Consider the following 25947-nt stretch of genomic DNA (forward strand, 5'->3'; position numbering starts at 1 on the left):
ACGCCGATGACGCAGGACGAGACGATCGACGCGCTCGGCCGCTACAAGTACGGCTGGGCCGACGCGGACACCGCCGGTGCCTCCGCCACCCGCGGCCTCAACGAGGACGTCGTCCGCGACATCTCGCGCCGCAAGAACGAGCCCGAGTGGATGCTCGAGCGCCGGCTCAAGGCGCTGAAGATCTTCGGCAAGAAGCCCATGCCCGACTGGGGCTCGGACCTCTCCGGCATCGACTTCCAGAACATCAAGTACTTCGTGCGCTCGACCGAGGCCCAGGCCACCACCTGGGACGAGCTGCCCGACGACATCAAGAATACCTACGACAAGCTCGGCATCCCGGAGGCGGAGAAGCAGCGCCTGGTCGCCGGTGTCGCGGCGCAGTACGAGTCCGAGGTCGTCTACCACAAGATCCGTGAGGACCTCGAGGAGCAGGGCGTCCTGTTCCTGGACACCGACACCGCGCTGCGCGAGCACCCGGACCTGTTCCGTGAGTACTTCGGCTCGGTCATCCCCTCCGGGGACAACAAGTTCGCCGCGCTGAACACCGCGGTGTGGTCCGGTGGCTCGTTCATCTACGTGCCGCCGGGCGTGAACGTGGAGATCCCGCTGCAGGCCTACTTCCGGATCAACACCGAGAACATGGGCCAGTTCGAGCGGACCCTCATGATCATCGACGAGGGCGCCTACGTGCACTACGTCGAGGGCTGCACCGCGCCGATCTACAAGACCGACTCGCTGCACTCCGCGGTCGTCGAGATCATCGTGAAGAAGAACGCGCGCTGCCGGTACACGACCATCCAGAACTGGTCGAACAACGTCTACAACCTGGTCACCAAGCGGGCCGTGGCCCACGAGGGCGCGACCATGGAGTGGGTCGACGGCAACATCGGCTCCAAGGTGACGATGAAGTACCCGGCCGTGTGGATGACCGGTGAGCACGCCAAGGGCGAGGTCATGTCCATCGCCTTCGCCGGTGAGGGCCAGCACCAGGACGCCGGCGCCAAGATGGTGCACGCCGCGCCGCACACCTCCTCGACGATCGTGTCGAAGTCGGTCGCCCGGGGCGGTGGCCGCACCTCCTACCGCGGTCTCGTCCAGGTCGACGAGGGCGCCTACGGCTCCAAGTCGACGGTGAAGTGCGACGCGCTGCTGGTCGACACGATCAGCCGTTCGGACACCTACCCCTACGTCGACGTCCGCGAGGACGACGTGTCGATGGGCCACGAGGCGACCGTCTCGCGGGTCAGCGACGACCAGCTGTTCTACCTGATGAGCCGGGGGCTCTCCGAGGACGAGGCGATGGCGATGGTCGTGCGCGGCTTCGTCGAGCCCATCGCCCGGGAGCTGCCCATGGAGTACGCCCTCGAGCTCAACCGCCTGATCGAGCTCCAGATGGAAGGTGCCGTCGGCTGATGTCGGCTCCACGCAACCCCGGTACTGACGACCAGACCACCCTGACCACCGAGACGGCCACCCTCGCCGGCGAGCTCTTCGCTCCCGGCGTGGGTGCCCAGGCCGGTCCGCCGACCACCCCGGCGGCCGGCACCGGCACCGCCGGCGACGCGCCCCCCGGGTCGCACTCGCACGGCGGGCCGGCGCCGACCGGCTCGCCGGCCGAGCGGTTCACCTCCACCGACCCGGAGGCGTTCGGCGCCCCGACCGGCCGCGAGGAGGAGTGGCGCTTCACCCCGATGCGCCGGGTCCGCGCGCTGCTGGACGGCGCGCCGTCCGACGCCTCGCTGACGTGGCAGAGCGACCTCCCCGAGGGCGCCGAGCTGACCTCGGTGGAGGCCGGCGACCCGCTGCTGAAGGGCCTGCCCGAGCCGGTCGACCGGCTCGCCGCGCTGACCCGTCAGCGCAGCGGGGGCGCGGCCGTGCTGCGGATCGCCAAGGAGGCCGTGCTCGACCGCCCGGTCACCCTGGGCCTGTCCGGCACCGGCAGCGACGACGTCGTGTGGGGCCAGCTCGTGGTCGAGGTCGGCGCGTTCGCGCAGGCGACCGTCGTCCTGGACCACTCCGGTCTGGCCCGCTACTCCGGCGGGGTCGCCTTCGTGCTCGGTGACGGTGCGCAGCTGACCGTCGTCTCGGTCCAGGACTGGGCGCCGGGCACGGTGCACGGCGGGCAGTACGACGCCGTCGTCGGCCGGGACGCCTCGCTCAAGCAGGTCGTGGTCACCCTCGGCGGCGACCTGGTCCGGCTGGTCAGCAACGTCCAGTACGCCGGCCCCGGCGGCTCCGTGGACCTCTACGGCGTCTACTTCGCCGACGAGACCCAGCACCAGGAGCACCGGCTGTGGGTCGACCACGGCACGCCGAACTGCCGCAGCAACGTCGTCTACAAGGGCGCGCTGCAGGGGGAGAAGGCGCACACGGTCTGGGTCGGCGACGTCCGGATCCGGCCGGCCGCGACCGGCACGGACACCTACGAGCTGAACCGCAACCTGGTGCTCACCGACGGCGCCCGCGCCGACTCGGTGCCGAACCTGGAGATCGAGACCGGCGAGATCGTCGGCGCCGGTCACGCCAGCGCCACCGGCCGGTTCGACGACGAGCAGCTGTTCTACCTCTGCTCGCGGGGGATCGACGCCGAGACCGCGCGTCGCCTCGTGGTGCGCGGCTTCTTCGCCGACGTCGTGCAGCACATCGGAATCCCCGAGCTGCAGGACCGGCTGATGGGCACCATCGAGGCCCGCCTGGGTGCCCTGCCGGAGCTCGAGGAGCAGCCGGTCGAGGTCGGCGCATGACGTACGAGCGGGTCTGCGCGCTGTCCGAGGTGCCCGAGGACGGGTCCCTGCGGGTCGAGCTCGCCGACGTCGACGTCGCCGTCGTCCAGCTCGACGGCGAGGTCTACGCGATCCAGGACGTCTGCTCGCACGCCGACGTCCCGCTGACCGACGGCGACGTCGACGACGTCGACGGCGCGCCGACCATCGAGTGCGCCCTGCACGGCTCGTGCTTCGACCTGCGCACCGGCCAGCCCACGAACCTCCCGGCCACCGAGCCGGTCCCCGTCTACCCGGTCCGGGTGGAGGGTGACGACGTCCTGGTGGACGTCGACGCCCCCCTCGCCGCGGCCACCCACTGAGGAGCGAGAAACCCGTGACCAGCCCCACCGCGACCCCGTCCGCCACCGGCCTCTCGGCCGGGAGCGTGCTCGAGATCCGCGACCTGCACGTCAGCGTCGGCGAGGGTGACGACGCCAAGGAGATCCTCCGCGGCGTCGACCTGACCGTCCGCGCGGGCGAGACCCACGCGATCATGGGCCCCAACGGGTCGGGCAAGTCGACCCTGGCCTACTCGATCGCCGGGCACCCGAAGTACACGATCACCGGCGGCACCGTCACCCTCGACGGCGAGGACGTCCTCGCGATGACCGTCGACGAGCGCGCCCGGGCCGGCCTGTTCCTGGCCATGCAGTACCCGGTCGAGGTCCCCGGCGTCTCGGTGTCGAACTTCCTGCGCACCGCCGCCACCGCGATCACCGGCGAGGCGCCGAAGCTGCGCACCTGGGTCAAGGACGTGCGGACCGAGATGACCGCGCTGGAGATGGACAGCGCGTTCGCCGAGCGCAACGTCAACGAGGGCTTCTCCGGTGGTGAGAAGAAGCGCCACGAGATCCTGCAGATGCGCCTCCTCAAGCCGAAGATGGCGATCCTGGACGAGACCGACTCCGGCCTGGACGTCGACGCGCTCCGCGTCGTCTCCGAGGGCGTGAACCGGGCCAAGGCCGACAGCCCGGTCGGCGTCCTGCTGATCACGCACTACACGCGGATCCTCAAGTACATCAAGCCCGACTTCGTGCACGTCTTCGTCGCCGGCCGGGTCGTCGACGAGGGTGGCCCGGAGCTCGCGCAGAAGCTCGAGGACCAGGGCTACGCCGCGTACGTAAAGGACTCGAACGAGCAGGCCGCCAGCGAGGCTGCGACCGCATGACCGAGACCGTCTCGCGTCCCGCCGGGGCGCAGCAGGTGCCGCTCCCGCTGGACGTCGAGGCGATCCGGGCGGACTTCCCGATCCTGTCCCGCACCGTCCGGGACGGGAAGCGGCTGGTCTACCTCGACTCCGGCGCCACCTCGCAGAAGCCGACCAGCGTGCTGGACGCCGAGCGGTGGTTCTACGAGAACGTCAACGCCGCCCCGCACCGGGGTGCGCACCAGCTCGCCGAGGAGGCCACCGCGGCCTACGAGGCGGCGCGCACCACCATCGGTGCGTTCATCGGGGCGCCGGAGAACGAGGTCGTCTTCACCCGGAACAGCACCGAGGCGATCAACCTGGTCGCCTACGCGCTGTCCAACGCGGCGACGGCCAAGGAGCCGGAGTTCCGCCGGTACGCCGTCGGCCAGGGCGACGAGATCGTCGTGACCGAGATGGAGCACCACGCCAACCTGCTGCCCTGGCAGCAGCTCTGCGAGCGCACCGGGGCGACCCTGCGCTGGCTGGGGCTCACCGACGACGGCCGGCTGGACCTCTCCGACCTGGCCACCGTGGTCAACGAGCGGACCAAGCTCGTCGCGGTGACCCAGCAGTCGAACATCCTGGGCACGATCAACCCGCTGGGCGACATCGTCGCCCGGGCCCGCGAGGTCGGCGCCCTGGTGCTGGTCGACGGCGCCCAGTCGGTGCCGCACCAGCGGGTCGACGTCACCGAGCTCGGTGCGGACTTCCTGGTGTTCTCCGGGCACAAGATGCTCGGGCCCACCGGGGTCGGCGTGCTGTGGGGCCGCTACGACGTGCTCGACGCGCTCCCGCCCTTCCTCACCGGCGGCTCGATGATCGAGGTCGTCCGGATGGAGGGCAGCACCTTCATGCCCCCGCCGCAGCGCTTCGAGGCCGGCGTGCCGATGACCGCACAGGTCATCGGGCTGGCCGCCGCCGTGGAGTACCTGCAGCGGCTGGGGATGGACCAGGTGCAGGCGCACGAGGAGGCGCTCACCGAGTACGCCCTGGCGCAGCTGCGGGCCGTCCCCGGGGTCACCGTGATCGGCCCGCCGGACACCGTGGCCCGCGGCGGCGCGATCAGCTTCACCGTCGAGGGGATCCACCCGCACGACGTCGGCCAGGTCCTCGACGACCTGGGCATCGCCGTCCGGGTCGGGCACCACTGCGCCTGGCCGGTGGTGCGCCGCTACGGCGTCCCGGCCACCACCCGGGCCACGTTCTACGTGCACACCGGCTACGACGACGTCGACGCGCTCGTCGAGGGCGTGCGGGAAGCCCAGCGGTTCTTCGGTGTTGCACCCTCTGAGGACGAGGGAGCAACGAGCTGATGCAGCTGCAGTCGATGTACCAGGACATCATCCTGGACCACTACCGGAACCCCCACGGGCGCGGTCTGCGCGACCCGTTCGAGGCCGAGGTGCACCACGTCAACCCGACGTGCGGCGACGAGGTCACCCTGCGGGTGCACCTGGACGGCGACACCATCGCCGACGTCTCCTACGAGGGCATGGGCTGCTCGATCAGCCAGGCGTCGGTCTCGGCGATGTACGACCTGGTGATCGGGAAGAGCGTGCCCGAGGCGATGCACACCGGCGATCAGTTCATGACGCTGATGCAGAGCAAGGGCGACACGGCCGTGGCCGAGGAGCTGGAGGACGACCTGGAGGACGCCGTGGCGTTCGCCGGCGTCTCGAAGTACCCGGCACGGGTCAAGTGCGCACTGATGAGCTGGATGGCGCTGAAGGACGCGAGCGCCCGCGCGCTCGCGGTCCCGACCGGAGGAGCAGACGCATGACCGAGAACACCACGGACACCCCCACCACGGACGCAGTGGCCCCCGACGCAGGCCTCTACGGCGGCAAGTCCGCGCTGATCGAGGACATCGAGGAGGCCATGCGCGACGTCGTCGACCCCGAGCTGGGCGTCAACGTCGTCGACCTCGGGCTCGTCTACGGGCTGGACGTCGACACCGACGCCAACGTCGCGATCATCGACATGACGCTGACGTCGGCGGCCTGCCCGCTGACCGACGTGATCGAGGACCAGGCCCGCCAGGCCCTCACCGGCGGCCCCGGGCCCGGCCTGGTCGGCGACATCCGGATCAACTGGGTCTGGATGCCGCCGTGGGGCCCGGACAAGATCACCGACGACGGCCGCGAGCAGCTCCGCGCCCTGGGCTTCCGGGTCTAGTGGAGGCACCCCTCCCTCCGCTCGCGCGGGGCGAGGGCCTCGACGAGCTGTTCACCCGGCTGGCTGCGGGGGAGACCCCGCCGGCTGATGCCAGCGTCACGACCGTGCCGGCACCCCTGCTCCTCGACGGGCAGCGGGTGCCGGCACTCGTCGTGGGTGGGACCGGGTGGCACGTGGTGGCCGCCGACGTCGACCCGGGCTGGGTCGCCGGGCAGGTCGCCCGCGAGCCGATCGAGGCGCCGCTGGGCGCGCGCTTCCTCACGGCCCTCGCCGAGGAGGTCGGTGCCGAACCCGGCGTCCTGGACGCCCTGCTGATCGCGCCGCCTGCGCCGACGGCCCCCGGGCCCGAGCTGGTCGAGGTGGCACCGGGGGAGCACCCCCGGGTCCGGCGCGCGCTACGGCACCGCACCGGGGTACGGGTCTGGACGACGCCCGACGGAGCCGGCCTGCTGGTCCTCGGCCGAGGGGTCGCCGGCCGGTGGGAGGCCGGCACCGAGGTCCGCCCGGATGCCCGTGGCCGCGGGCTGGGCACCGCCCTGGCCGCGGCTGCTCCGGCGCTGGTCCCGGGCGTGGCGTCGCTGTGGGCGCAGGTCGCCCCGGCCAACACCGCCTCGCTGCGGTCCTTCCTGGCCGCCGGCTGGCGCCCGGTCGGCGCCGAGGTGCTGTTCGGCTCCTGACCCGCGCCGCGGTGACGCGGTCGGAGTCGATGCAGTGGCTGTAGCCAGCGCGCGTCAGCGCAGGTCGGCGACGCGCGCGAGGGCCGCCCGCGCGCGGGCCCGCCGCTCCTCGTAGACCGCACCGGCCGCGAGCAGCACCGCACCGGCGGCCCCGACCACCAGCAGACCGGTGACGGGCAGGTAGGCCACGACCCGGCCGAGAGCGACCGCGGTCAGCGAGGCCGCGCCCACGACGAGCGGCGCCTGCACCTGCCAGCGGCTGCCGGCGATCGCGGTCAGCGTCGCGGCGAGGACCACCAGCACCAGTCGCAGCAGGTCCGGTTCCACGACCGCCAGCCAGACCGACGGGACGAAGGCGACCACCAGGCCCGGGCCCCAGGCCGGCCAAGAGGCGCCGGTGGCCAGTCGCCGTCCTGAGTACAGCCACAGCACCGAGGCGGCCGGCAGCGTGTAGGCCTCCGGCACGCCGGTCCCGGCGTCCCCGGCGGCGAGCCAGGCCGCCAGGACGAGCGCGACGCACCCACCGGCCCGGGTCCGCGCCCGGTCGGTGACCGTGCCGGCGGCGAGGAAGCCCGCACCGACGACGGCCAGCCCGAGGCCCAGCCCGAACAGGTGCCCGGTGCGGGCGAGCTCCACCGACCCGGCGACGGCCACGACGGCGGCCGCCCAGGTCAGCGGCAGCTCCGCGGGCTGCCGGCGGAGCACGGTCGCGCCGCCGAGGGCGAGCAGGCACAGCGGCACGAGCAGCGCACCAGCCGGCGCGGGGGAGAGGTTGCCGTCGGCCTCGGTCAGCAGCACGGCGGCGGCCGGGCACCCCACCGCGACCGGCAGCGCCCACCGGCGTCCGGTCGGTCGCCGGACGGCGACCAGCACCGCCGGCACCGCCGCGCCGGCGACGACCGTGGCGAGGGCCGACCAGTGCCCCGACCCGAGCAGCTGGACGACGGCGAGCCCGGTCAGCACCGCGGCGGCGGCGAGCCCCGCCGGCCGGGGCAGGGCGGCCGGGCCCGGGGCCGCCCGGGCACCGACCACCGCCGCAAGGGCGACGCCCAGGTGTCCGCTGGTGACCACCCCGGCGAGCCCGGCAGCCTGGAGCAGACCCGCCACGGCGGACCCGGCCGCCAGCCCGGCGAGCACGGGCGCCGCGTTCGGACGGCCCAGCAGCGGCCGCAGCTCCGGTCGGCGGCCGAGCCCGAGCAGCGCCCCGGCCGCCAGCAGCATCAGCGTGGCGGGCGCCAGGGCGGCCGCGACCGACTCCGACGTCCAGACGTGCAGCGAGCCCTCGACCACCCCGGTCGCCCACCAGGCGGCGGCGGTGACCAGGGTGACCACCGCGACGTCCCGGCGCGCGGCCAGCGTGATCGCGAGCCCGGCGACGGCGGTGGCCAACACGACGCTGGCGTGCGGGGCGAGCGACAGCCCGGAGCCGGTCAGCGCGCTCAGCACCGCCACCTGCCCGGCCCCCCAGGCGGCGATCGGCCAGGTCCGCGTCGTCCTGGCGAGCAGGCCCAGGACGGCGAAGACCGCGGCGAGCAGCGAGAGGAGCACCGCGGTGGGCCCGCCGGGGCCGTCCCCGGCCGACCAGGCGGCCACCGCGGCGAGCACCACGGCAGCGCAGGCGAGCGCCTCCTCGCTGCTGCGCAGACCGCGCGCACCGGCGCGGAACGAGCCGAGCGTCGCGGCGACGGTCAGCAGGGTGACCACGAGGAGCCCGGGCACCGACCCGGCGTCGGTCAGCGAGGCGGCGCCGGCGGCGACCACGGCGACCACACCGGCGCCGAGCAGCACCTGCTGGGGTGCGACGTCACCGGCGAGGTCGTCGCCGACGCCACCTGGGTGGTCGCCGTCGAGGTCGCCGGCGGCGTCACTGGTGCGGTCGCCGACGAGGCCGCCGCCGTCATGGGTGCGGTCTCCGCCGAGGTCGAGGGAGCCGTCACTGGTGCCGTCGCCGCCAACACGGTCATCCGCGGCGGCACCGGGGCTGGCGTGCGCCGGCGCTGTGGTCGGCGAGGGGCGGTCCAGCGGCGGCGGGTAGACCACCTCGGGGTCGCTCGGCACCGCCCACCTCCGCTGTCCGGACCACTGCGACGCCACGGCCGTGCCCTGCGTACCCGAGGTGATGTGGAGGTCACCCGGGAAAGGGGTCGGAAGACCGGCGCCGAGCGCCTACCATGGCATCAGTGATCACGACGACCGGCCTCGAGCTGCGTGCCGGCGCCCGGATCCTCATCAGCGACGCCGATCTGCGGGTCCAGCCCGGTGACCGTATCGGGCTGGTCGGGCGCAACGGTGCTGGCAAGACCACCACTCTCACCACCCTCGCCGGCGAACGCGTGCCGCACGCCGGCAAGGTCGAGGTGACCGGCGAGCTCGGCTACCTCCCGCAGGACCCGCGCAGCGGCGACCTCGACATCACCGCCAGCGACCGGGTGCTCTCCGGCCGCGGGCTCGACGTCCTCAAGGCGAAGCTGACCAAGGCCCAGGTCGCCATGGCCGAGCCCGCCGACGACGCCGAGATGGACCGCGCTGTGCGGCAGTACGGCCGGCTGGAGGACCAGTTCGCCGCCCTCGGCGGGTATGCCGCGGAGAGCGACGCCGCGCGGATCTGCACCAACCTCGGCCTGCCCGACCGGGTGCTGCAGCAGCCGCTGCGCACCCTCTCCGGCGGTCAGCGCCGCCGCGTGGAGCTGGCCCGGATCCTGTTCTCCGACGCCGACACGCTGCTGCTCGACGAGCCCACCAACCACCTGGACGCCGACTCGATCGTGTGGCTCAAGGGGTTCCTGGCCAGCCACCGCGCCGGGCTGATCGTGATCAGCCACGACGTCGAGCTGCTGGAGGCCGTGGTCAACAAGGTCTGGCACCTGGACGCCAACCGGGCCACCGTCGACGTCTACAACCTCGGCTGGAAGCGGTACCTGGACGCCCGGGAGACCGACGAGCGCCGCCGCCGCTCCGAGCGGGCCAACGCCGAGAAGAAGATCGACGCGCTGACCGCCCAGGCGGACAAGATGCGCGCCAAGGCCACCAAGGCCAAGGCCGCGCAGAGCATGGACAAGCGCGCCCAGCGGCTGGCCGCCGGCCTGGCCGACGTCCGGGTGCAGGACAAGGTCGCCAAGCTGCGCTTCCCGACCCCGGCACCGTGCGGCCGCACCCCGCTCACCGCGGAGGGCCTGTCCAAGAGCTACGGCTCGCTGGAGATCTTCACCGGCGTCGACCTGGCCATCGACAAGGGCGCCCGGGTCGTCGTCCTCGGGTTCAACGGCGCGGGCAAGACCACCCTGCTGCGGATGCTGGCCGGCACCGAGACCCCGGACACCGGCGAGGTGAAGCCCGGTCACGGGCTGCGGGTGGGCTACTACGCCCAGGAGCACGAGACGCTGGACATGGACCGCACGCTGCTGGAGAACATGCGGTCGTCGGCGCCGGGCTCCACCGACACCGAGTTGCGCAAGATCCTGGGCGCCTTCCTCTTCTCCGGGGAGAACGTCGACCAGCGCACCGGCACGCTCTCCGGCGGCGAGCGCACCCGGCTGGCCATGGCCACGCTGGTCATCTCCGGGGCGAACGTGCTGCTGCTGGACGAGCCGACCAACAACCTCGACCCGGCCAGCCGCGAGCAGGTGCTCGAGGCGCTGCGCACCTACCAGGGCGCCATCGTGCTCGTCACCCACGACGAGGGCGCGGTCACTGCGCTGGACCCGGACAAGGTGATCATCCTGCCCGACGGCACCGAGGACACCTGGAGCGCCGACTTCGCCGACCTGGTCTCGCTCGCGTAACGACCGGATCCGGTCGTCCCCGGCCTGACCTGCGGGTCCGGCTGTGCGCGGTCTTGTTGCGGTGGCCGAGCCCCCGCGCCTGGGTGATCATGGCCAGTGGGACGCCGAGGTCACCGGGACATCGGCGCCGGGGGATCAGCGGGATGTCGTCGGCACGAGTCGGCAGCACCCCTGACACGGAGGGGAGTCATGGCCGACTCGAGCACTGCGGACCTGAGCAAGGGCAAGAGGATCACCGGGGACGACCGGACGTCGCTGGCCGGCGAGCTCCGGGAGCGGTACGACAGCGGCGAGAGCATCCGCTCGCTGGCGACCTCGACCAACCGCTCCTACGGCTTCGTGCACCGTCTGCTGTCGGAGTCGGGCGCCACCCTGCGGGGGCGGGGCGGGGCGAACCGGAACGCCAAGAAGTCTGCGTGAGCGAGCAGCCCGACGGCTGGGTGAGGACGGCGCGCGACGGTGCCGTCCTCACCGTGACCCTCGATCGGGCCGATCAGCTCAACGCGCAGACCCCGGCCACCTGGGCCGCGCTGCGCGCGGTGGGTGAGTCGCTGGACGACGACGTGCGCGTGGTCGTCGTCCGCGGTGCGGGCCGGGCGTTCTCCGCCGGCCTGGACCGCACCCTCTTCAGCAGCGACCCCGGCGTGCCCGGCGGGCTGGCCGAGCTGGGCTCCCTGCCCACCGAGGCGGCCCAGGAGCGCATCCGGGGGTACCAGGCGGCGTTCCGCTGGCTGCGCTCGCCCGGCGTCGTCTCGGTGGCCGCGGTGCAGGGGCACGCGATCGGCGCAGGCGCCCAGCTGGCCCTCGCCTGCGACCTGCGGGTGGTCACCGAGGACGCCCAGCTGCGCCTGCCCGAGACCGGCCTCGGGCTGGTGCCCGACCTGACCGGCACCAGCACGCTGGTGGAGCTGGTCGGCTACAGCCGAGCCGTGGAGATCTGCCTGACCGGCCGGGCGGTGGGCGCGGCCGAGGCCGTGGCCACCGGGCTGGCGAACCTCGCCGTCCCGACCGCCGAGCTGGACGGGGCGGTCGCCGACCTGACCGCGGCCCTCCTCGGACCGGACGCCGACGCCGCCCGGGAGACGCTGGCGCTGGTGCGCTCGGCCGTCCGCAACGGCCCCGAGGAGCAGGACGCCGCCGAGCGCGCTGCCCAGGTGCGGCGGCTGCGCCGGCTGGCCGGGCAGGACTGACCGCGCGGAACAGGACGACCGCAGTCGCTGTTCGGCTCGGTGGTCAACCGGATCCAGCAGCAGGGGGCGCGTCGTGAGCTCACCGATGACGTCCATGGCCGCGATGCGGTCGTTCAGCACCGACCGGTCGGTGACGTCCCGCGGCGTCCCCAAGGGGACGGTGCGCCGGATCCTGGGCATCGCCGGGCCCTACCGGCGGGAGCTGATCGGCTTCCTGGCGCTGGTGGTCTTCTCCGCGGTGATCGGGGTGGTCACCCCGCTGCTCGCCGGCGACATCGTCAACCGGATCGCCAACCTGACCGGCACCGCCGGCGACGTCGTCCGGATCGCGCTGTTCATCGCCGGGCTCGCCGTGCTCGACGCTGCCAGCTCGCTGGTCCAGCGCTGGTACTCCGCCCGGATCGGTGAGGGCGTCATCTACGACCTGCGCACCCGGGTCTTCGAGCACGTCCAGCGGATGCCGGTCGCCTTCTTCACCCGCACCCAGACCGGCGCGTTGGTGAGCCGGCTGAACAACGACGTCATCGGTGCGCAGCGGGCTTTCACCTCCACGCTGTCCGGCGTCGTCTCCAACGTGATCGCCCTGGTGCTCACCGCCGGGGTCATGCTCACCCTGTCCTGGCAGATCACCCTGCTGTCGATCGTGATGGTGCCGCTGTTCGTGGTGCCCGCCCAGCGGATCGGCCGCAAGCTGCAGACGATCACCCGGGAGTCCTACGGGCTCAACGCGTCGATGAACGCCACGATGACCGAGCGGTTCAACGTGGCCGGTGCGCTGCTGGTCAAGCTGTTCGGCCGCCCGGAGGTCGAGGCGGAGTCCTTCCGCGGCCGGGCGTCCCGGGTGCGCGACATCGGCGTCCTGTCGGCGATGTACGGCCGCACCTTCTTCACCGCCCTCACCCTGGTCGCCGCCCTGGCCACCGCCCTGGTCTACGGGCTCGGTGGCTGGCTGGCGTTCACCGGATCGCTGTCGGCCGGTGACGTCGTCGCCCTGGCCCTGCTGCTGGCCCGGCTCTACGGACCGCTGACCGCGCTGGCCAACGTCCGGGTCGACGTGATGAGCGCGCTGGTCAGCTTCGACCGCGTCTTCGAGGTGCTCGACCTGGCGCCGATGATCGCCGAGGCCCCCGACGCCGTGCCGGTCCCCGACGCGGACCGGTCGCTGGAGTTCGAGTCGGTCTCCTTCCGCTACCCGTCCGCCGCCGAGGTCTCGCTGGCGTCGCTGGAGGACGTCGCCGTCCCCGAGCACGGGCTCCCGGCCGAGGTGCTGCACGACGTCTCCTTCCGGGCCGAGCCGGGCCAGCTGGTCGCCTTGGTCGGCAGCTCCGGTGCCGGGAAGTCGACGATCGCCGCGCTGGTCTCCCGGCTCTACGACGTCACCGAGGGCGTGGTGCGGGTCGGCGGGATCGACGTCCGGCAGGCGACCACCGCCTCGCTGCGCGACGCGATCGGCGTGGTCAGCCAGGACGCCCACCTGTTCCACGACACCATCCGGGCCAACCTGCGCTACGCCAAGCCGGACGCCACCGAGGAGGAGCTGTGGTCCGCGCTCACCGGGGCCCGGATCGCCGCGCTGGTGCACTCGCTGCCCGACGGGCTGGACACCGTGGTCGGGGACCGTGGGCACCGGATGTCCGGCGGGGAGAAGCAGCGGCTGGCGATCGCCCGGGTGCTGCTGAAGGCACCGGGCGTCGTGATCCTCGACGAGGCGACCGCCCACCTGGACAGCGAGTCCGAGGTGGCCGTGCAGCACGCGCTGGACGCGGCGCTGGCCGGGCGCACCTCGCTGGTGATCGCGCACCGGCTGTCCACCATCCGCGGCGCCGACCAGATCCTGGTCGTCGAGGCCGGCCGGATCGTCGAGCGGGGCACCCACGACGAGCTGCTCGCCGCCGGCGGCCACTACGCGGAGCTCTACCGCACCCAGTTCGCCCCGGCCGGAGACGACCGGGCCGTCCAGGTGGGGTGAGCGGTACGTCAGGACGCGGGCACGGAGAGTAAGAGCCGTGCCGGAGGGTGTCGGCGGGGACTGCAGGCATCACGCGCTCCATGGCACGTTCCCACCGACACCGCCGTCACCTGATCCGCCACCGTGCACCGCCACCGTGGGAGGCCCACCGTGACCATCCAGCCCCCGCCCTCCGTCGCGTCCGGCCGGCCGTGTCCGGTCACCGAGCCGCCGGCCGGTGAGGCCGCGTCCCTGGAGCTCTTCGTCGGGGACGCCGAGTTCACCGTCGACAGCGGCGGGCCGCTGCTGGTCCGCGGCCACGGGGTGTCGCTCGGCGAGCGGGTCCGCTTCCACGAGAAGGACGAGATCGGCGGCAAGGACGTCCGGGTCTGGCACATCTCGCAGCGGGACGGCGGGTTCGTGGCCGAGCCCCTCGCGGCCTTCTGAGCCACCTGCAGCCGCTCGGGAGCCGCGCCGGACGGCACGGGGTCGGCTGCCGTCTGGGCGGGCACACTACGGTCACTCCTGACCCACTCGTACCACCCGCAGGAGCACTCCCTTGAGCGCAGGTCATCCGCAGGACACCCAGATCCGGGCGCTGTACGCGCGGTACCTGGCGGGATGGAACCAGCGCAGCGGCGTGACGGTCTCGTCGGTGTTCGCCGACGACGGTGAGCTCATCGACCTCGACGGCACCCTGCGCAGCGGCCGGCTGAGCATCGCCGCCGACATGCGCCGGATGTTCACCGAGCACGCCACCCCCACCTTCGTCGGTGTCGTGCGCTCGGTGCGCCGGCTGACCGACCGGGTGGTCGTGCTGCACGCGGTGGCCGGCATGGTCCCGGCCGGCGCCGACGCCGTCGACCCGTCCCGGCACACCGTCCACGCGCTCACCGCCGTGGAGGAGGAGGGCCGGTGGAAGATCGCCCTCCTGCAGAGCACCCCGGCCCGCTACGGCGGCCGGGCCGACGCGCTGACCGCGCTGACCGCGGAACTGGAGGCGGCGCGGCAGGAGGCCGCGCGGTGAGCGTGCTGACCGCGGCCGCGGAGCTGCTCGGCCGCACCGGGGACGTCGTCCTGCTCGACGTCCGCTGGGCGCTCGGCAGGTCCGACGGCCGCGACCGGTACCTGGCCGGCCACCTGCCGGGTGCGGTGTACGTCGACCTGCCCACCGAGCTGGCCGAGGGCGCCTCGCCGACGGCCGGCCGCCACCCGCTCCCGTCGGTACAGGCACTGCAGTCAGCGGCCCGCCGGTGGGGGATCTCCACCGGCTCCCGTGTCGTCGTCTACGACGCCACGGGTGGCCTGGCGGCGGCCCGGGCCTGGTGGTTGCTGCGCTGGGGCGGCCTTCCCGACGTCACGGTCCTCGACGGTGGGCTGGACGCCTGGACCGCGGCCGGGGGCGAACTGGTGGAGGGTGACGTCGTCCCCCAGCCCGGCGACGTGGTGCTGACCGGCGGCGGGATGCCCGTGCTCACCGCGGACGAGGCGGCTGCACTGCCCACGGCCGGTGGGGTGCTGCTCGACGCCCGGGCCGGCGAGCGCTACCGCGGTGAGGTGGAACCGGTCGACCCACGGGCGGGCCACGTGCCCGGCGCGGTCAGCGCACCCACCACGGAGAACCTGGATCGCAGCGGGCGCTTCGCTACAGCCGCTGTACTCACCGAGCGGTTCGCCGCCCTCGGCGTCCGGCCGGAGACGGCGGTGGGCGTCTACTGCGGCTCGGGTGTGACCGCCGCCCACGAGGTGGCTGCGCTCGCCGAGGCCGGCATCGAGGCGGCTCTGTGGCCCGGCTCCTGGTCGGAGTGGTCGAACGACCCCGACCGCCCGGTGGCCACCGGACCGTGAGGGCCGCGGTCGGGACGTCGTCCGAGTGGTGCACCCGGACCTCGGAGCGGTGACGACCAGGTGTTCCGGGTCACACGAGGGTCCGCTGACGGAGCACGACCGCGGGAGGCCACGCGCCGATAGCCTGCGCCGGTGATCATGCTCGCTGCCGTCGTGGGTGTCGTGCTGCTCGGCTGCCTCGCCGTCTTCCAGGTGTCGTTGATCGCCGGCGCGCCGCTGGGCCGGTTCGCCTGGGGCGGTCAGCACGTCGTCCTGCCGCGTGGGCTGCGGATCGGCAGCGCCGTGTCGATCGTGCTCTACGGGGTCTTCGCCGCACTGCTCCTGCAGGTGGCCGGCGCGCTGGACGTCCTCCCGCGCGGGGTGGCCGACGTGGCCATCTGGGTGCTGACCGGTTACTTCACGCTCGGGGTGCTGATGAACGCCGCCTCACGCAGCCGCCGCGAGTGCCTGGTCATGACGCCGGTCGCGCTGGTGCTCGCACTCGTCTGCCTGGTCCTGGCCCTGCAGTGAGGCGGACCCCGGCGCCTACTGCGCCGGGGTGAGGGCTGCGTCGTAGCGGTCGAGCAGGACGGCGGCGATCCGCTCGTCGGGCAGCAATGGTGCCGTGACGCAATCGGCGCCGGCGCCCTGGAGCTTGTCGTGGAAGTGCCCGGGCGCGAGCAGGTAGGCGGCGACGACGACCCGCTGGGCGCCGGCCGCGCGGGCGGCGGCGACGGCGTCGGGCACCGGGGGCTGGGCGGCCGACCCGTAGCCGGTGGTGACCGGGCCGGCCCAGTCCCGCTGGAGGAGCGCCGCGGTGTCCTCGACGTCCTGCACCGACCGCGGGTCGCTGGACCCGGCGGCGGCCAGCACGATCGCGGTGGCCTGGTCGTCGCGGTCGGCGCCGGCGGCGAGCAGCCGGTCGGTGAGCACGCCCACCAGCCGGCCATCGGGACCCAGCGGCCGCGCGGCCACCGCCGACGGGTGGTCGGCGACGGCCCCGGCGATGTCGACGTGCACGTGGAACCCGCCGGACAGCAGCAGCGGGACGACGACGGCGGGGGTCGCCGACTCGCCCAGCCCGCGGACGACGTCGACCACGGTGGGCGGCTGCACGTCGACGAAGGCAGCGGTGGTGGTGAGCCCCGGCCGCAGCGCGCGGGCGGCCAGTGCGAGCTGACCGATCAGCCGCCGTCCGGTGGGGTTCCGGGTGCCGTGGGCGCAGGCGACCAGCACCGGCTGCGAGTGGTCGTTCATGGCTGCCTCCTGGGCATCGGGACCGCGGTCGGCGACCAGTCGTGGCGCGGCAGCGTCACAGGGCGCGGGTGATGCCGCCGTCGACGGTCAGCATGGTGCCGGTGACGTAGGAGGCAGCGGGGGAGAGGGCGAAGGCGGCGACCGCGCCGAACTCCTCGGGGCGGCCGACCCGGCGCAGCGGGATGGCGGCCTCGGTGCGGGCCCGGGCGCCGGCCGGGTCGCCGGAGGCCGCCTCGACCTCGGTGACCCGGTCGGTGGCGATGGTGCCGGGCAGCAGGCCGAACACCCGGACGCCGCGCGGTCCGAGCTCGTCGGCCAGCGCCTTGGTGGTCATCGCCAGCCCGGGCCGCAGGCCGTTGGAGACGGCCAGGTGCCCGATCGGCTGGCGCACCGAGGTGGAGAGGACCAGCCCGATCGCGGCGTCGGGGGACAGGTGCGGGACGAGTGCCCGGATCAGCCGCAGCGGCCCGAGCAGCACGCTCTCCACACCGGCCCGCCAGGCGTCCTCACCGACCTCGAGCACGCTGCCCGGGGTCGGGCCGCCGACGGAGATCAGCGCGCCGTCGACCCGGCCGAGCCGGTCGACCGCCGCGCCGACCAGCTCCTCGGCGGCGGAGGGGTCGGCCAGGTCGGCGGCGAGCCCGGACGCTGCCGGCGCCCCGCCGAGCGAGGCGACGGCGGCGTCGACGGACTCCGGGGACCGGGAGCTGAGCAGCACCCGGGCCCCGTCCGCGACGAGGGCCTGGGCGGTCGCGAACCCCAGCCCCCGGCTCGCACCGGTGAGCAGGAGTCCGCGACCACCCAGGCCCAGGTCCATCAGGCGGTGGCGGAACCGCGGAGGGACCGCAGCACGTACTGCATGATCCCGCCGTTGCGGTAGTAGTTCGCCTCACCAGGGGTGTCGATGCGGACGCGGGCGTCGAACTCGACGTCCCCGGCCGTCACCTTCACCGTCCGCGGGATCGAGCCGTCGTTCAGCTCGGTGATCCCGGTGATGGTGAACTCCTCGTCCCCGGTCAGGCCGAGGGACTCGCGGTCCTGGCCCTCGGGGAACTGGAGCGGCAGCACGCCCATGCCGATCAGGTTCGACCGGTGGATGCGCTCGTAGCTCTCGGCGATGACCGCCTTGACGCCCAGCAGCGCCGTCCCCTTGGCCGCCCAGTCGCGGGAGGACCCGGAGCCGTACTCCTTGCCGGCCAGCACGACCAGCGGGATGCCCTGCGCCTGGTAGGCCTGGGAGGCGTCGTAGATCGACGTCGTCTCGCCGGTCAGGTGGTCCTTGGTGACGCCGCCTTCGGTGCCCGGCACCAGCTGGTTGCGCAGCCGGATGTTGGCGAACGTGCCGCGGATCATCACCTCGTGGTTGCCGCGGCGGGACCCGTAGGAGTTGAAGTCGCGGCGCTCGATGCCGTGCTCCTGCAGGTACTTGCCGGCGGGGGAGTCGGCCTTGATCGAACCGGCCGGCGAGATGTGGTCGGTGGTCACCGAGTCGCCCAGCACGGCGAGCGTGCGGGCGCCGGTGATGTCCTGCACCGGGGTCGGCTCGGCCGGCATGCCGTCGAAGTACGGGGGCTTGCGGACGTAGGTGCTCTCCGCGTCCCAGGCGAAGGTGTCACCGGTGGGCGTGGGCAGGTTCTGCCACTGCTCGGTGCCGGCGAACACGTCCTGGTAGCTGTCGCCGAACTGCTCGGCCGAGACCGCCTCGTCGATGACCCGCTGCACCTCGTGCGGCGAGGGCCAGATGTCGCGCAGGTAGACGTCCTGCCCGTCGCTGCCCTTGCCCAGCGGCTCCGTCGTCAGGTCCAGGTCCATCGTCCCGGCGAGCGCGTAGGCGATCACCAGCGGCGGGGACGCCAGGTAGTTCATCTTGACGTCGGGGTTGATCCGGCCCTCGAAGTTGCGGTTGCCCGAGAGCACCGAGACGACGGCGAGGTCGGCCTCGTTGACGGCCTTGCTGACCGGCTCCGGCAGCGGGCCGGAGTTGCCGATGCAGGTGGTGCAGCCGTAGCCGACCAGGTAGAAGCCGAGCTTCTCCAGGTAGGGGGTGAGCTGCGACTTCTCGTAGTAGTCGGTGACGACCTTCGACCCCGGGGCCAGCGTCGTCTTCACCCACGGCTTGCTGCTGAGGCCCCGCTCGACGGCGTTCTTGGCCAGCAGCGCGGCGCCGATCATGACCGACGGGTTGGAGGTGTTGGTGCAGGAGGTGATCGCGGCGATGACCACGTGACCGTGGTCGACGTAGGTCTCGGTGCCGTCCTCCATCACCACCTTGGTCGGCTTGTTCGGCCGGTCGGGGAGGACGTCGTCGGCCACGAACGGGTGCGGCTTGCCGGCCTCGCCGTTGCCGTGCGCGAACGGGCTGACCGGGTCCGAGGCCGGGAACGACTCGGCCGAGGCCTCGTCGGCGGCGGACTCGACGCCGTAGGGCTGCTCGTTGGACGGGACGCCGGGCTTGCGGTCCTCGCCGCCGGTCTCGTCGTCCTTGACGTAGGTGGGCAGCGCCTCGCGCCAGGCCTCCTTGGCGTCGGTCATCGCGACCCGGTCCTGCGGGCGCTTGGGGCCGGCGATGCTCGGCACGACCGTCGCGAGGTCCAGCTCGAGGTACTCGGAGAAGGCCGGCTCGCGGCTGTCGTCGTGCCACAGGCCCTGGGTCTTGGCGTAGGCCTCGACCAGCGCGATCTGCTCCGGCGAACGGCCGGTCAGCTCGAGGTAGGTGATCGTCTCGCCGTCGATCGGGAAGATCGCCGCGGTCGAGCCGAACTCCGGGCTCATGTTGCCGATGGTGGCGCGGTTGGCCAGCGGGACGGCGGAGACGCCGGCGCCGTAGAACTCGACGAACTTCCCGACCACGCCGTGCTGGCGGAGCATCTCGGTGATCGTGAGCACCAGGTCGGTGGCGGTGGCACCGTCGGGCAGCTGGCCGGTCAGCTTGAAGCCGACCACGCGGGGGATGAGCATCGAGACCGGCTGGCCGAGCATCGCGGCCTCGGCCTCGATGCCGCCGACGCCCCAGCCCAGCACGCCCAGGCCGTTGACCATGGTGGTGTGGGAGTCGGTGCCCACGCAGGTGTCGGGGTAGGCGAGGGTGCGGTCACCCTCGGCCCGCGGGAAGACCACGCGGGCCAGGTGCTCGATGTTGACCTGGTGCACGATGCCGGTGCCCGGGGGGACGACCTTGAAGTCGTCGAAGGCGCCCTGGCCCCAGCGGAGGAACTGGTAGCGCTCGCCGTTGCGCTCGTACTCGATCTCGACGTTGCGCTCGAAGGACTCCGGGGTGCCGAAGACGTCGGCGATGACCGAGTGGTCGATGACCAGCTCGGCCGGGGCGAGCGGGTTGATCTTCTGCGGGTCGCCGCCCAGGTCGGCCATCGCCTCGCGCATGGTGGCGAGGTCGACGATGCACGGGACGCCGGTGAAGTCCTGCATCACCACACGGGCCGGGGTGAACTGGATCTCCTGGTCCGGCTCCGCGGACGGGTCCCAGTTCGCCAGGGCGCGGATGTGGTCCGCGGTGATGTTCGCGCCGTCCTCGGTGCGGAGGAGGTTCTCCAGCAGGACCTTCAAGCTGAAGGGCAGCTTGTCGGCGCCCTCCACCGCGTCGAGCCGGAAGATGTCGTACTCGGTGCCGTCGACGTCGAGCGTCGCCCGGGCTCCGAAGCTGTTCTTGCTGGCTGCCACTGCTTGCGCCTCACCCTCGCTGGTCCTGCGCGCGTCCTGCGCCTCGATGTGCCACCCCCGATCATCCCAGCCCCCGCTCGGAGATGTGGAGCAAGGCCACCCTTTCCTCACCCTCGGTGAGCAGCTCGTCCCGGCGGACGCCGACCCGGCCGACCCCACGCGCCCGGCCCGTCACCGCAGTCACGGGGGGCGCGGGCCCGCGGCGTGCCGTGCACCGGCGGCCCCCACGGGTGTGCTGGGTCACCTAGCGTGCCGCGCCATGAGCCTCGCGGAGACCACGGGAACGACGGCGTCCCCGGTCGGCCTGCCGGTCCTCCCGGTCGCCCGGTACCGCGGTGCGCGCCTGCTGGGCACCGGCGGGCTGCTGGCCGCCTTCGTCGCCACCTGCCTCGTCACCGGCCTGCCGACCGACCGGCTGGTGCTGCTCGGCTGGGTGCTCGCCGTGCTGGCGGTGCAGTCGCTGGGGCGGGGGTGGTCGGCGCTGCTGCGGCTGCTCGTGGACTGGCTGCCGCTGGCCGGGGTGCTGCTGCTCTACGACCTCAGCCGCGGGTTCGCCGACGGCCTCGGCGTGCCGGTGGCCGTGGGGGAGCTCGCGGCCGCCGACCGGTGGCTCACCGGTGGCGTGCTGCCCACCGTGTGGCTGCAGGAGCACTGGGGCGCCGACGGGTGGGCGGTGTTCGCGTCACTGGTCTACAGCAGCCACTTCGTGGTGACGCCGGTGGTGCTCGGCGTGTTCTGGCTGCGCGACCGGGATCGCTGGGCCGGCTACGCCCGCCTGGTGGTCGGGCTGTCGGCAGCCGGGCTGGTCACCTACGTGCTCTACCCGGCGGCGCCGCCCTGGCTGGCCGCGAAGGACGGCGTCATCGAGCACGTGGACCGGCTGAGCAACTCCGGCTGGGCGGTGCTGGGGCTGCACAAGGCCGGTGCCCTGCTCTCCTCCGGGCAGGGGCAGGTCAACCAGGTGGCGGCGGTGCCCTCGCTGCACACCGCCTTCGCCGTCCTGACCGCGCTGGTGCTGCTGCCGGTCGCGCACCGGGTCTGGCAGCGGGCGGCGCTGGTGGGCTACGCGGTGGCCATGCCTGTCGTGCTGGTGTGGTCCGGGGAGCACTACGTGGTGGACACGCTCCTCGGGGCGGTCTACGCCGGGGCGGTGTGGTTCCTGCTGCCGCGGCTGGTCGCCGCGGTCGCCCACGCGGTCCGGCGTCCGGGTGGCGCGCCGCAGCCGGTGGCCGGCGCAGCCCGGCCGGAGGCCGTGACCGACCGACCGGAGACCGTGGCTGCCCAGCCCGAGGTCGGGGCTGCCGCGCCGGACGTCGTGGCTGCCCAGCCCGAGGTCGGGGCTCCCCAATCGGACGTCGTGGCTGCCTAGCCTGGGGCTGTGACCGTCCCCGACTGGCTCGCCGCGGCGCGCCGGATCTGCGTGCTCACCGGCGCCGGCATCTCCACCGACAGCGGCATCCCCGACTACCGCGGTCCCAACGGCGTCTGGACCCGCGACCCGGACGCGGAGAAGCTGGTCACCCTCTCGTACTACGTGGCCGACCCGGAGATCCGCCGCCGGGCCTGGCTGATGCGCCGGGACACCGCCCCGGACGCGCGGCCCAACGCCGGCCACGCCGCGCTGGTCGACCTGGAACGGCAGGGCCGGCTGCGGGCGCTGCTCACCCAGAACGTCGACGGGCTGCACACCGACGCGGGCAGCACCGCGGTGCTGGAGCTGCACGGTTCGGTCCGGGAGGTCGAGTGCCTGGCCTGCGCAGCGCGCACGCCGATGGCCGAGGCGCTGGCCCGGGTGGACGCCGGCGAGGCCGACCCGGCCTGCACCGACTGCGGCGGGATCCTGAAGTCGGCGACGATCAGCTTCGGCCAGGCGCTGGACGCCGACGTGATCGACGCCGCCGCGCAGGCCGCCGCCGACTGCGACGTCCTCCTGGCCGTCGGCACCTCCCTGGGGGTGCACCCGGCGGCCGGGCTGGTCGAGGTGGCCGCCGCCTCCGGTGCCCGGGTGGTCATCGTCAACGCGGAGCCGACCCCCTACGACGGGCTCGCCGACCTGGTCGTGCGGGAGCCGATCGGCACCGCCCTGCCCCGGTTGCTCGCCGCCGCGGACTGAGCCACTCGTCGTCGGGGGTCCGGCCCGTTAGCGTGACGGCGACCACACCACGACAGCGGCCGGCACCGCAGCCGGCCCCGGCACCGGGGAGCCCGGCATGCGCGTGCCCTTGACCACCCGTGACTTCCTCGACCGGGCGGAGCTGGTCTACGGCGACCGGCTCGGGGTCGTCGACGAGCCGACCCAGCCGGCGCCCTCGCTGGGGGAGCTGACCTACCGCGAGGTGGCCCGGCGGGCCCGGGCGGTGCAGGCCGGTCTCGACCAGCTGGGGATCGCCGAGGGGGAGCGGGTGGCGGTGGTCAGCCACAACTCCGCCCGGCTGCTGGAGCTGCTCTACGCCGTCCCCTCCTCCGGTCGGGTGCTGGTGCCGATCAACTTCCGGCTCCAGCCCGACGAGGTGCGCTACATCGTCGACCACTGCGGGGCCAGCGTGCTGCTGGTCGACCCGGAGCTGGAGCCGATGCTCTCCTCGGTGGGGGCACGGCACCGGTTCACCCTGGGCGAGGAGTACGACTCCGGGCTGCTCCGCCCCGACGCCGAGCCGCGGCCCTGGGCCGAGCCCGACGAGGACGCCACCGCCACGATCAACTACACCAGCGGGACGACGGCGCGGCCCAAGGGCGTGCAGATCACGCACCGCAACGTGTGGGTCAACGCGGTCACCTTCGGCATGCACATGCAGGTCAGCGACCGCGACGTCTACCTGCACACGCTGCCGATGTTCCACTGCAACGGCTGGGGGCTGCTCTACACCGCGGCCGGGGTCGGGGCCACGCAGATCGCCCTCCGCAAGGTCGACGGCGCCGAGATCCTCCGCCGCGTCGACCGGCACGGCGTGACGCTGATGGCCGGGGCACCGGCGGTCTGGAACGCCGTCCTGGACGCCGCCGCCGACTGGGACGGGCCGGTGCCCGGCCGCGACCGGGTGCGGATCATCGTCGCCGGGGCGCCACCGCCCTCGCGCACCGTCGCACGGGTCGAGGAGGAGCTGGGCTGGGAGTTCAACCAGATCTACGGCCTCACCGAGACCTCGCCGCTGCTGACGATCAACCGGCCGCGCGCCGAGTACGACGGGCTCGACCCGCAGGCCCGGGCGAAGGCGCTGTCCCGGGCCGGGGCACCGGCGCTGGGCACCCGGATCTGCACGAGCGAGTCCGGTGAGGTGCTCGCCCAGGGCAACACCGTGCTGGCCGGCTACTGGGAGAACCCGCAGGCCTCCGCCGACGCCCTGGACGGCGGGTGGTTCCACACCGGCGACGGCGGCACCGTCGACGAGCACGGCGTCCTGACCATCTCCGACCGGAAGAAGGACGTGATCATCACCGGCGGGGAGAACGTCTCCTCGATCGAGGTGGAGGACGCCGTCTTCAGCCACCCCGCCGTCGCCGAGGTCGCGGTGATCGGGGTGCCCGACGACCGGTGGGGGGAGCTGGTCACCGCGCTGGTCGTGCTCGCCGAGGGCGCCACCGCCTCCGAGGCGGAGATCATCGCGCACTGCCGGACGACGCTGGCCGGCTTCAAGGCGCCCAAGCGGGTGGAGTTCCGCGACGCCATCCCGCGCACCGCCACCGGCAAGATCCAGAAGTTCAAGCTGCGCGAGTCCTTCTGGTCCGACGCGGAACGCCAGGTCAACTGACGCAGGGCCCCGTCCCCTCGGGGACGGGGCCCTCGACGCCTCGCCCTCGTGGCGGGCCCCGGCGGGCGCCCGTCCGCTGCTCACCGTGCGTGCCGGCCGGCCTCACCCCGTGGGGGGAGGTCCCTCCGCCGGTCCTCAGCAGTTCACCCGATCCGGTCGATGACCCCGCGAGAGCACACCCCGACGGGTGTGCCGGGACTGGTCGAGACCGGCGCCGCCGCACAACCTGGCGCCGGGCAACGGAGGAGTCGGGTTCGTGCACGCACAGGTCGGTACGCAGGTCAGCACAGGACGACGAGCGGGTGCCCGGTGGGTGCAGCGTGCGCTCGCCGCCGGCACCGTCGTCGCCGCGTGCCTGGTGGTCACCCCCGGCACGGCTGCGGCGGCACCCAGCGACAGCGAGATCTCCGCCGCGCAGCGGGCCCGCGAGGAGGCCGCCGCCCGGGTCGGGGTGATCACCGGTCAGCTCGCCGGCGCGCAGGCCGCCGTCGACGAGGCCCGCATCGGGTCGCAGATCGCGCTGCAGGACTACGAGGAGCGCCAGGGCGCCTACGACGAGGCGCGCGCCGCGGCCGAGGCGGCCCAGGCAGCTGCCGGCCAGGCCGCCGCCGACGTCGCGGTCGGCAAGGGCGAGGTCGCTGCCTTCGCCCGGGACAGCTACATGCAGGGCAGCACCAACCCGGGTGCCCGGGCGCTGATGACCTCCGGCGGCCCGGCCGAGCTGGTCGAGCGTGCGGCGCTGCTCTCCGCCGTGGGGGAGCACCGGGTCGACGTCGTCACCGAGCTCACCGTGCTGCAGGAGCAGGCGACCGTCGCCGAGCAGGCCGCCCAGCAGGCGGTCGGTGCGGCCGAGACGCTGAAGACCGAGGCCGCCGAGCTGCTGGCCGCCGCGCAGGAGCAGGAGGTCGCCGCCCGGGAGCAGGCCGTCGCGCTCGCCACCCAGCAGGACCAGGTGGAGGACGAGCTCGCGCAGGCGCAGCAGACGCTGTTCGGTCTGGAGGCCGCGCGCCAGGCGGCCGAGGAGCGTGCGGCCGCCCAGCGGGCAGCGGCCCCCGCCCCGGCCCCGGCGCCCGCGCCGGCGCCGTCGTCGTCCTCCGGTGGCTCCGGGTCCTCGTCCGGCGGCGGCAGCCCGGCCCCGGCACCCGCTCCGGCTCCCGCTCCGGCGCCCGCTCCGGTGTCCAGGCCCGCGCCCGCCCCGGTGACGGCTCCCCGGCCGGCCCCGGCCCCAGCTCCGGTGCAGGACAACGCCGGCGCGCCCTCCGCGTCGGCCGTGCAGACCGCGATCGCCGCCGCGAAGACCCAGCAGGGCCTGCCCTACTCCTGGGGTGGTGGTGGCAGCCGCGGCCCCAGCTACGGCATCCCGCCGGACACGGGCATCTGGGGCTTCGACTGCTCGGGGCTGACCGAGTACGCCTACGCCCAGGCCGGGATCGCCATCGGTGGCACCAGCCGGGCGCAGTGGGCCCGGTTCAGCGACCGGACGGTGGGCCGCGACGACCTGCAGGCCGGCGACCTGGTGTTCTGGGGGAGCGGCAGCAACTACAACTCGATCTACCACGTGGCGCTGTACCTGGGCGGCAACAAGGTCATCCAGGCTCCGCAGAGCGGGGACGTCGTCCGGATCAGCACGATGTGGTTCGGCAGCGACTACTTCGGTGCCGTGCGCCCCACCGCCTGACGCCGGCCAGGTCAGGGCATGAGGCGTCGGGC

At 73.7% G+C, this 25947-nt stretch carries 24 protein-coding genes; 20 read left to right on the top strand and 4 right to left on the bottom strand.

All coding sequences use genetic code 11. From position 1 onward, the window contains the following. Positions 1-6 precede the first annotated feature (6 nt). The 8 genes from sufB (at position 7) to FB380_RS14890 (ending at position 6806) form a co-directional block, all read left to right on the top strand. The gene (gene sufB / locus FB380_RS14855) at positions 7-1413 is read left to right on the top strand and encodes a Fe-S cluster assembly protein SufB (RefSeq protein ID WP_424991933.1); all 1407 of its coding nucleotides are present in this window, start codon (positions 7-9) and stop codon (positions 1411-1413) included. Continuing rightward, the gene (sufD, locus tag FB380_RS14860; RefSeq protein ID WP_166755710.1) at positions 1413-2744 is read left to right on the top strand and encodes a Fe-S cluster assembly protein SufD; all 1332 of its coding nucleotides are present in this window, start codon (positions 1413-1415) and stop codon (positions 2742-2744) included. Before sufB ends, sufD begins: the two co-directional genes overlap by 1 nt. Further along, a complete protein-coding gene (locus FB380_RS14865) occupies positions 2741-3085 on the top strand; it encodes a Rieske (2Fe-2S) protein (protein WP_166755711.1) in 345 nt (114 codons plus the stop codon). Before sufD ends, FB380_RS14865 begins: the two co-directional genes overlap by 4 nt. Positions 3086-3099: 14 nt before the next feature. Beyond that, the gene (gene sufC, locus FB380_RS14870) at positions 3100-3933 is read left to right on the top strand and encodes a Fe-S cluster assembly ATPase SufC (protein WP_166755712.1); all 834 of its coding nucleotides are present in this window, start codon (positions 3100-3102) and stop codon (positions 3931-3933) included. Then, positions 3930-5267 carry a cysteine desulfurase gene (locus FB380_RS14875; RefSeq protein WP_166755713.1) on the top strand — a complete coding sequence of 446 codons (1338 nt, stop codon included), beginning with the start codon at positions 3930-3932 and terminating at the stop codon, positions 5265-5267. Before sufC ends, FB380_RS14875 begins: the two co-directional genes overlap by 4 nt. Further along, positions 5267-5734, top strand: coding sequence for a Fe-S cluster assembly sulfur transfer protein SufU (gene sufU / locus FB380_RS14880; protein WP_166755714.1), 468 nt, complete (start codon positions 5267-5269; stop codon positions 5732-5734). The genes FB380_RS14875 and sufU overlap by 1 nt, the downstream gene beginning before the upstream one ends. Beyond that, positions 5731-6129 carry a metal-sulfur cluster assembly factor gene (locus FB380_RS14885; RefSeq protein WP_166755715.1) on the top strand — a complete coding sequence of 133 codons (399 nt, stop codon included), beginning with the start codon at positions 5731-5733 and terminating at the stop codon, positions 6127-6129. Before sufU ends, FB380_RS14885 begins: the two co-directional genes overlap by 4 nt. A gap of 104 nt (positions 6130-6233) precedes the next feature. Further along, positions 6234-6806 (top strand): GNAT family N-acetyltransferase, encoded by a 573-nt coding sequence (locus tag FB380_RS14890; protein ID WP_208382865.1) that lies wholly within the window; start codon positions 6234-6236, stop codon positions 6804-6806. A gap of 54 nt (positions 6807-6860) precedes the next feature. Here FB380_RS14890 and FB380_RS14895 read toward each other — a convergent pair whose 3' ends face one another. Continuing rightward, complete coding sequence (locus FB380_RS14895) at positions 6861-8864, bottom strand: SCO7613 C-terminal domain-containing membrane protein (RefSeq protein WP_166755716.1); 2004 nt, start codon at positions 8862-8864, stop codon at positions 6861-6863. Between the two features lie 113 nt (positions 8865-8977). On the opposite strand from FB380_RS14895, the gene FB380_RS14900 reads away from it, so the two are divergent. The 8 genes from FB380_RS14900 to FB380_RS14935 all read left to right on the top strand — a co-directional run bounded on the left by FB380_RS14900 (position 8978) and on the right by FB380_RS14935 (position 16084). Further along, positions 8978-10588, top strand: a complete 1611-nt coding sequence (locus FB380_RS14900; protein ID WP_208382866.1) for an ABC-F family ATP-binding cassette domain-containing protein — start codon at positions 8978-8980, stop codon at positions 10586-10588. Between the two features lie 189 nt (positions 10589-10777). Next, positions 10778-11008: a helix-turn-helix domain-containing protein gene (locus FB380_RS14905; RefSeq protein WP_036338653.1), complete on the top strand. Its 231-nt coding sequence runs from the start codon at positions 10778-10780 to the stop codon at positions 11006-11008. Further along, positions 11005-11778, top strand: a complete 774-nt coding sequence (locus tag FB380_RS14910) for an enoyl-CoA hydratase/isomerase family protein (protein ID WP_229681897.1) — start codon at positions 11005-11007, stop codon at positions 11776-11778. The genes FB380_RS14905 and FB380_RS14910 overlap by 4 nt, the downstream gene beginning before the upstream one ends. Before the next feature lie 73 nt (positions 11779-11851). Then, positions 11852-13747 carry an ABC transporter ATP-binding protein gene (locus FB380_RS14915; protein ID WP_229681898.1) on the top strand — a complete coding sequence of 632 codons (1896 nt, stop codon included), beginning with the start codon at positions 11852-11854 and terminating at the stop codon, positions 13745-13747. A gap of 150 nt (positions 13748-13897) precedes the next feature. Beyond that, positions 13898-14173 (top strand): hypothetical protein, encoded by a 276-nt coding sequence (locus FB380_RS14920; protein ID WP_166755718.1) that lies wholly within the window; start codon positions 13898-13900, stop codon positions 14171-14173. A gap of 112 nt (positions 14174-14285) precedes the next feature. Next, positions 14286-14753, top strand: coding sequence for an SgcJ/EcaC family oxidoreductase (locus tag FB380_RS14925; RefSeq protein WP_166755719.1), 468 nt, complete (start codon positions 14286-14288; stop codon positions 14751-14753). Next, positions 14750-15574, top strand: coding sequence for a sulfurtransferase (locus FB380_RS14930; RefSeq protein ID WP_166755720.1), 825 nt, complete (start codon positions 14750-14752; stop codon positions 15572-15574). The genes FB380_RS14925 and FB380_RS14930 overlap by 4 nt, the downstream gene beginning before the upstream one ends. A gap of 138 nt (positions 15575-15712) precedes the next feature. After that, on the top strand, positions 15713-16084 hold the full coding sequence (locus FB380_RS14935) for a hypothetical protein (protein ID WP_208383613.1): 372 nt from the start codon (positions 15713-15715) through the stop codon (positions 16082-16084). A gap of 15 nt (positions 16085-16099) precedes the next feature. Here the strand turns inward: FB380_RS14935 and FB380_RS14940 are convergent, their stop codons facing one another. From FB380_RS14940 to FB380_RS14950, 3 genes are read right to left on the bottom strand one after another with little or no spacing between them, the layout of a single operon-like run. Next, positions 16100-16810: a sirohydrochlorin chelatase gene (locus FB380_RS14940; RefSeq protein ID WP_166755722.1), complete on the bottom strand. Its 711-nt coding sequence runs from the start codon at positions 16808-16810 to the stop codon at positions 16100-16102. 55 nt (positions 16811-16865) lie between these two features. Further along, positions 16866-17627, bottom strand: a complete 762-nt coding sequence (locus FB380_RS14945; protein WP_166755723.1) for an SDR family oxidoreductase — start codon at positions 17625-17627, stop codon at positions 16866-16868. Further along, positions 17627-20488: an aconitate hydratase gene (locus FB380_RS14950; RefSeq protein ID WP_166755724.1), complete on the bottom strand. Its 2862-nt coding sequence runs from the start codon at positions 20486-20488 to the stop codon at positions 17627-17629. The genes FB380_RS14945 and FB380_RS14950 overlap by 1 nt, the downstream gene beginning before the upstream one ends. A 259-nt stretch (positions 20489-20747) precedes the next feature. Between FB380_RS14950 and FB380_RS14955 the strand changes: the two genes are divergently transcribed. From FB380_RS14955 to FB380_RS14970, 4 genes are all read left to right on the top strand, one after another. Continuing rightward, a complete protein-coding gene (locus tag FB380_RS14955; RefSeq protein WP_166755725.1) occupies positions 20748-21857 on the top strand; it encodes a phosphatase PAP2 family protein in 1110 nt (369 codons plus the stop codon). Between the two features lie 9 nt (positions 21858-21866). Further along, positions 21867-22601 (top strand): SIR2 family NAD-dependent protein deacylase, encoded by a 735-nt coding sequence (locus FB380_RS14960; protein ID WP_166755726.1) that lies wholly within the window; start codon positions 21867-21869, stop codon positions 22599-22601. Positions 22602-22698: 97 nt separating this feature from the next. After that, entirely contained in the window at positions 22699-24237 is a 1539-nt protein-coding gene (locus FB380_RS14965) for an AMP-binding protein (protein ID WP_166755727.1), read from the top strand. A 256-nt stretch (positions 24238-24493) separates the two neighbouring features. Beyond that, the gene (locus tag FB380_RS14970; protein WP_229681899.1) at positions 24494-25915 is read left to right on the top strand and encodes a C40 family peptidase; all 1422 of its coding nucleotides are present in this window, start codon (positions 24494-24496) and stop codon (positions 25913-25915) included. Positions 25916-25947: the final 32 nt, after the last annotated feature.

The organism is Modestobacter marinus, from assembly GCF_011758655.1.
GTDB lineage: Bacteria > Actinomycetota > Actinomycetes > Mycobacteriales > Geodermatophilaceae > Modestobacter > Modestobacter marinus.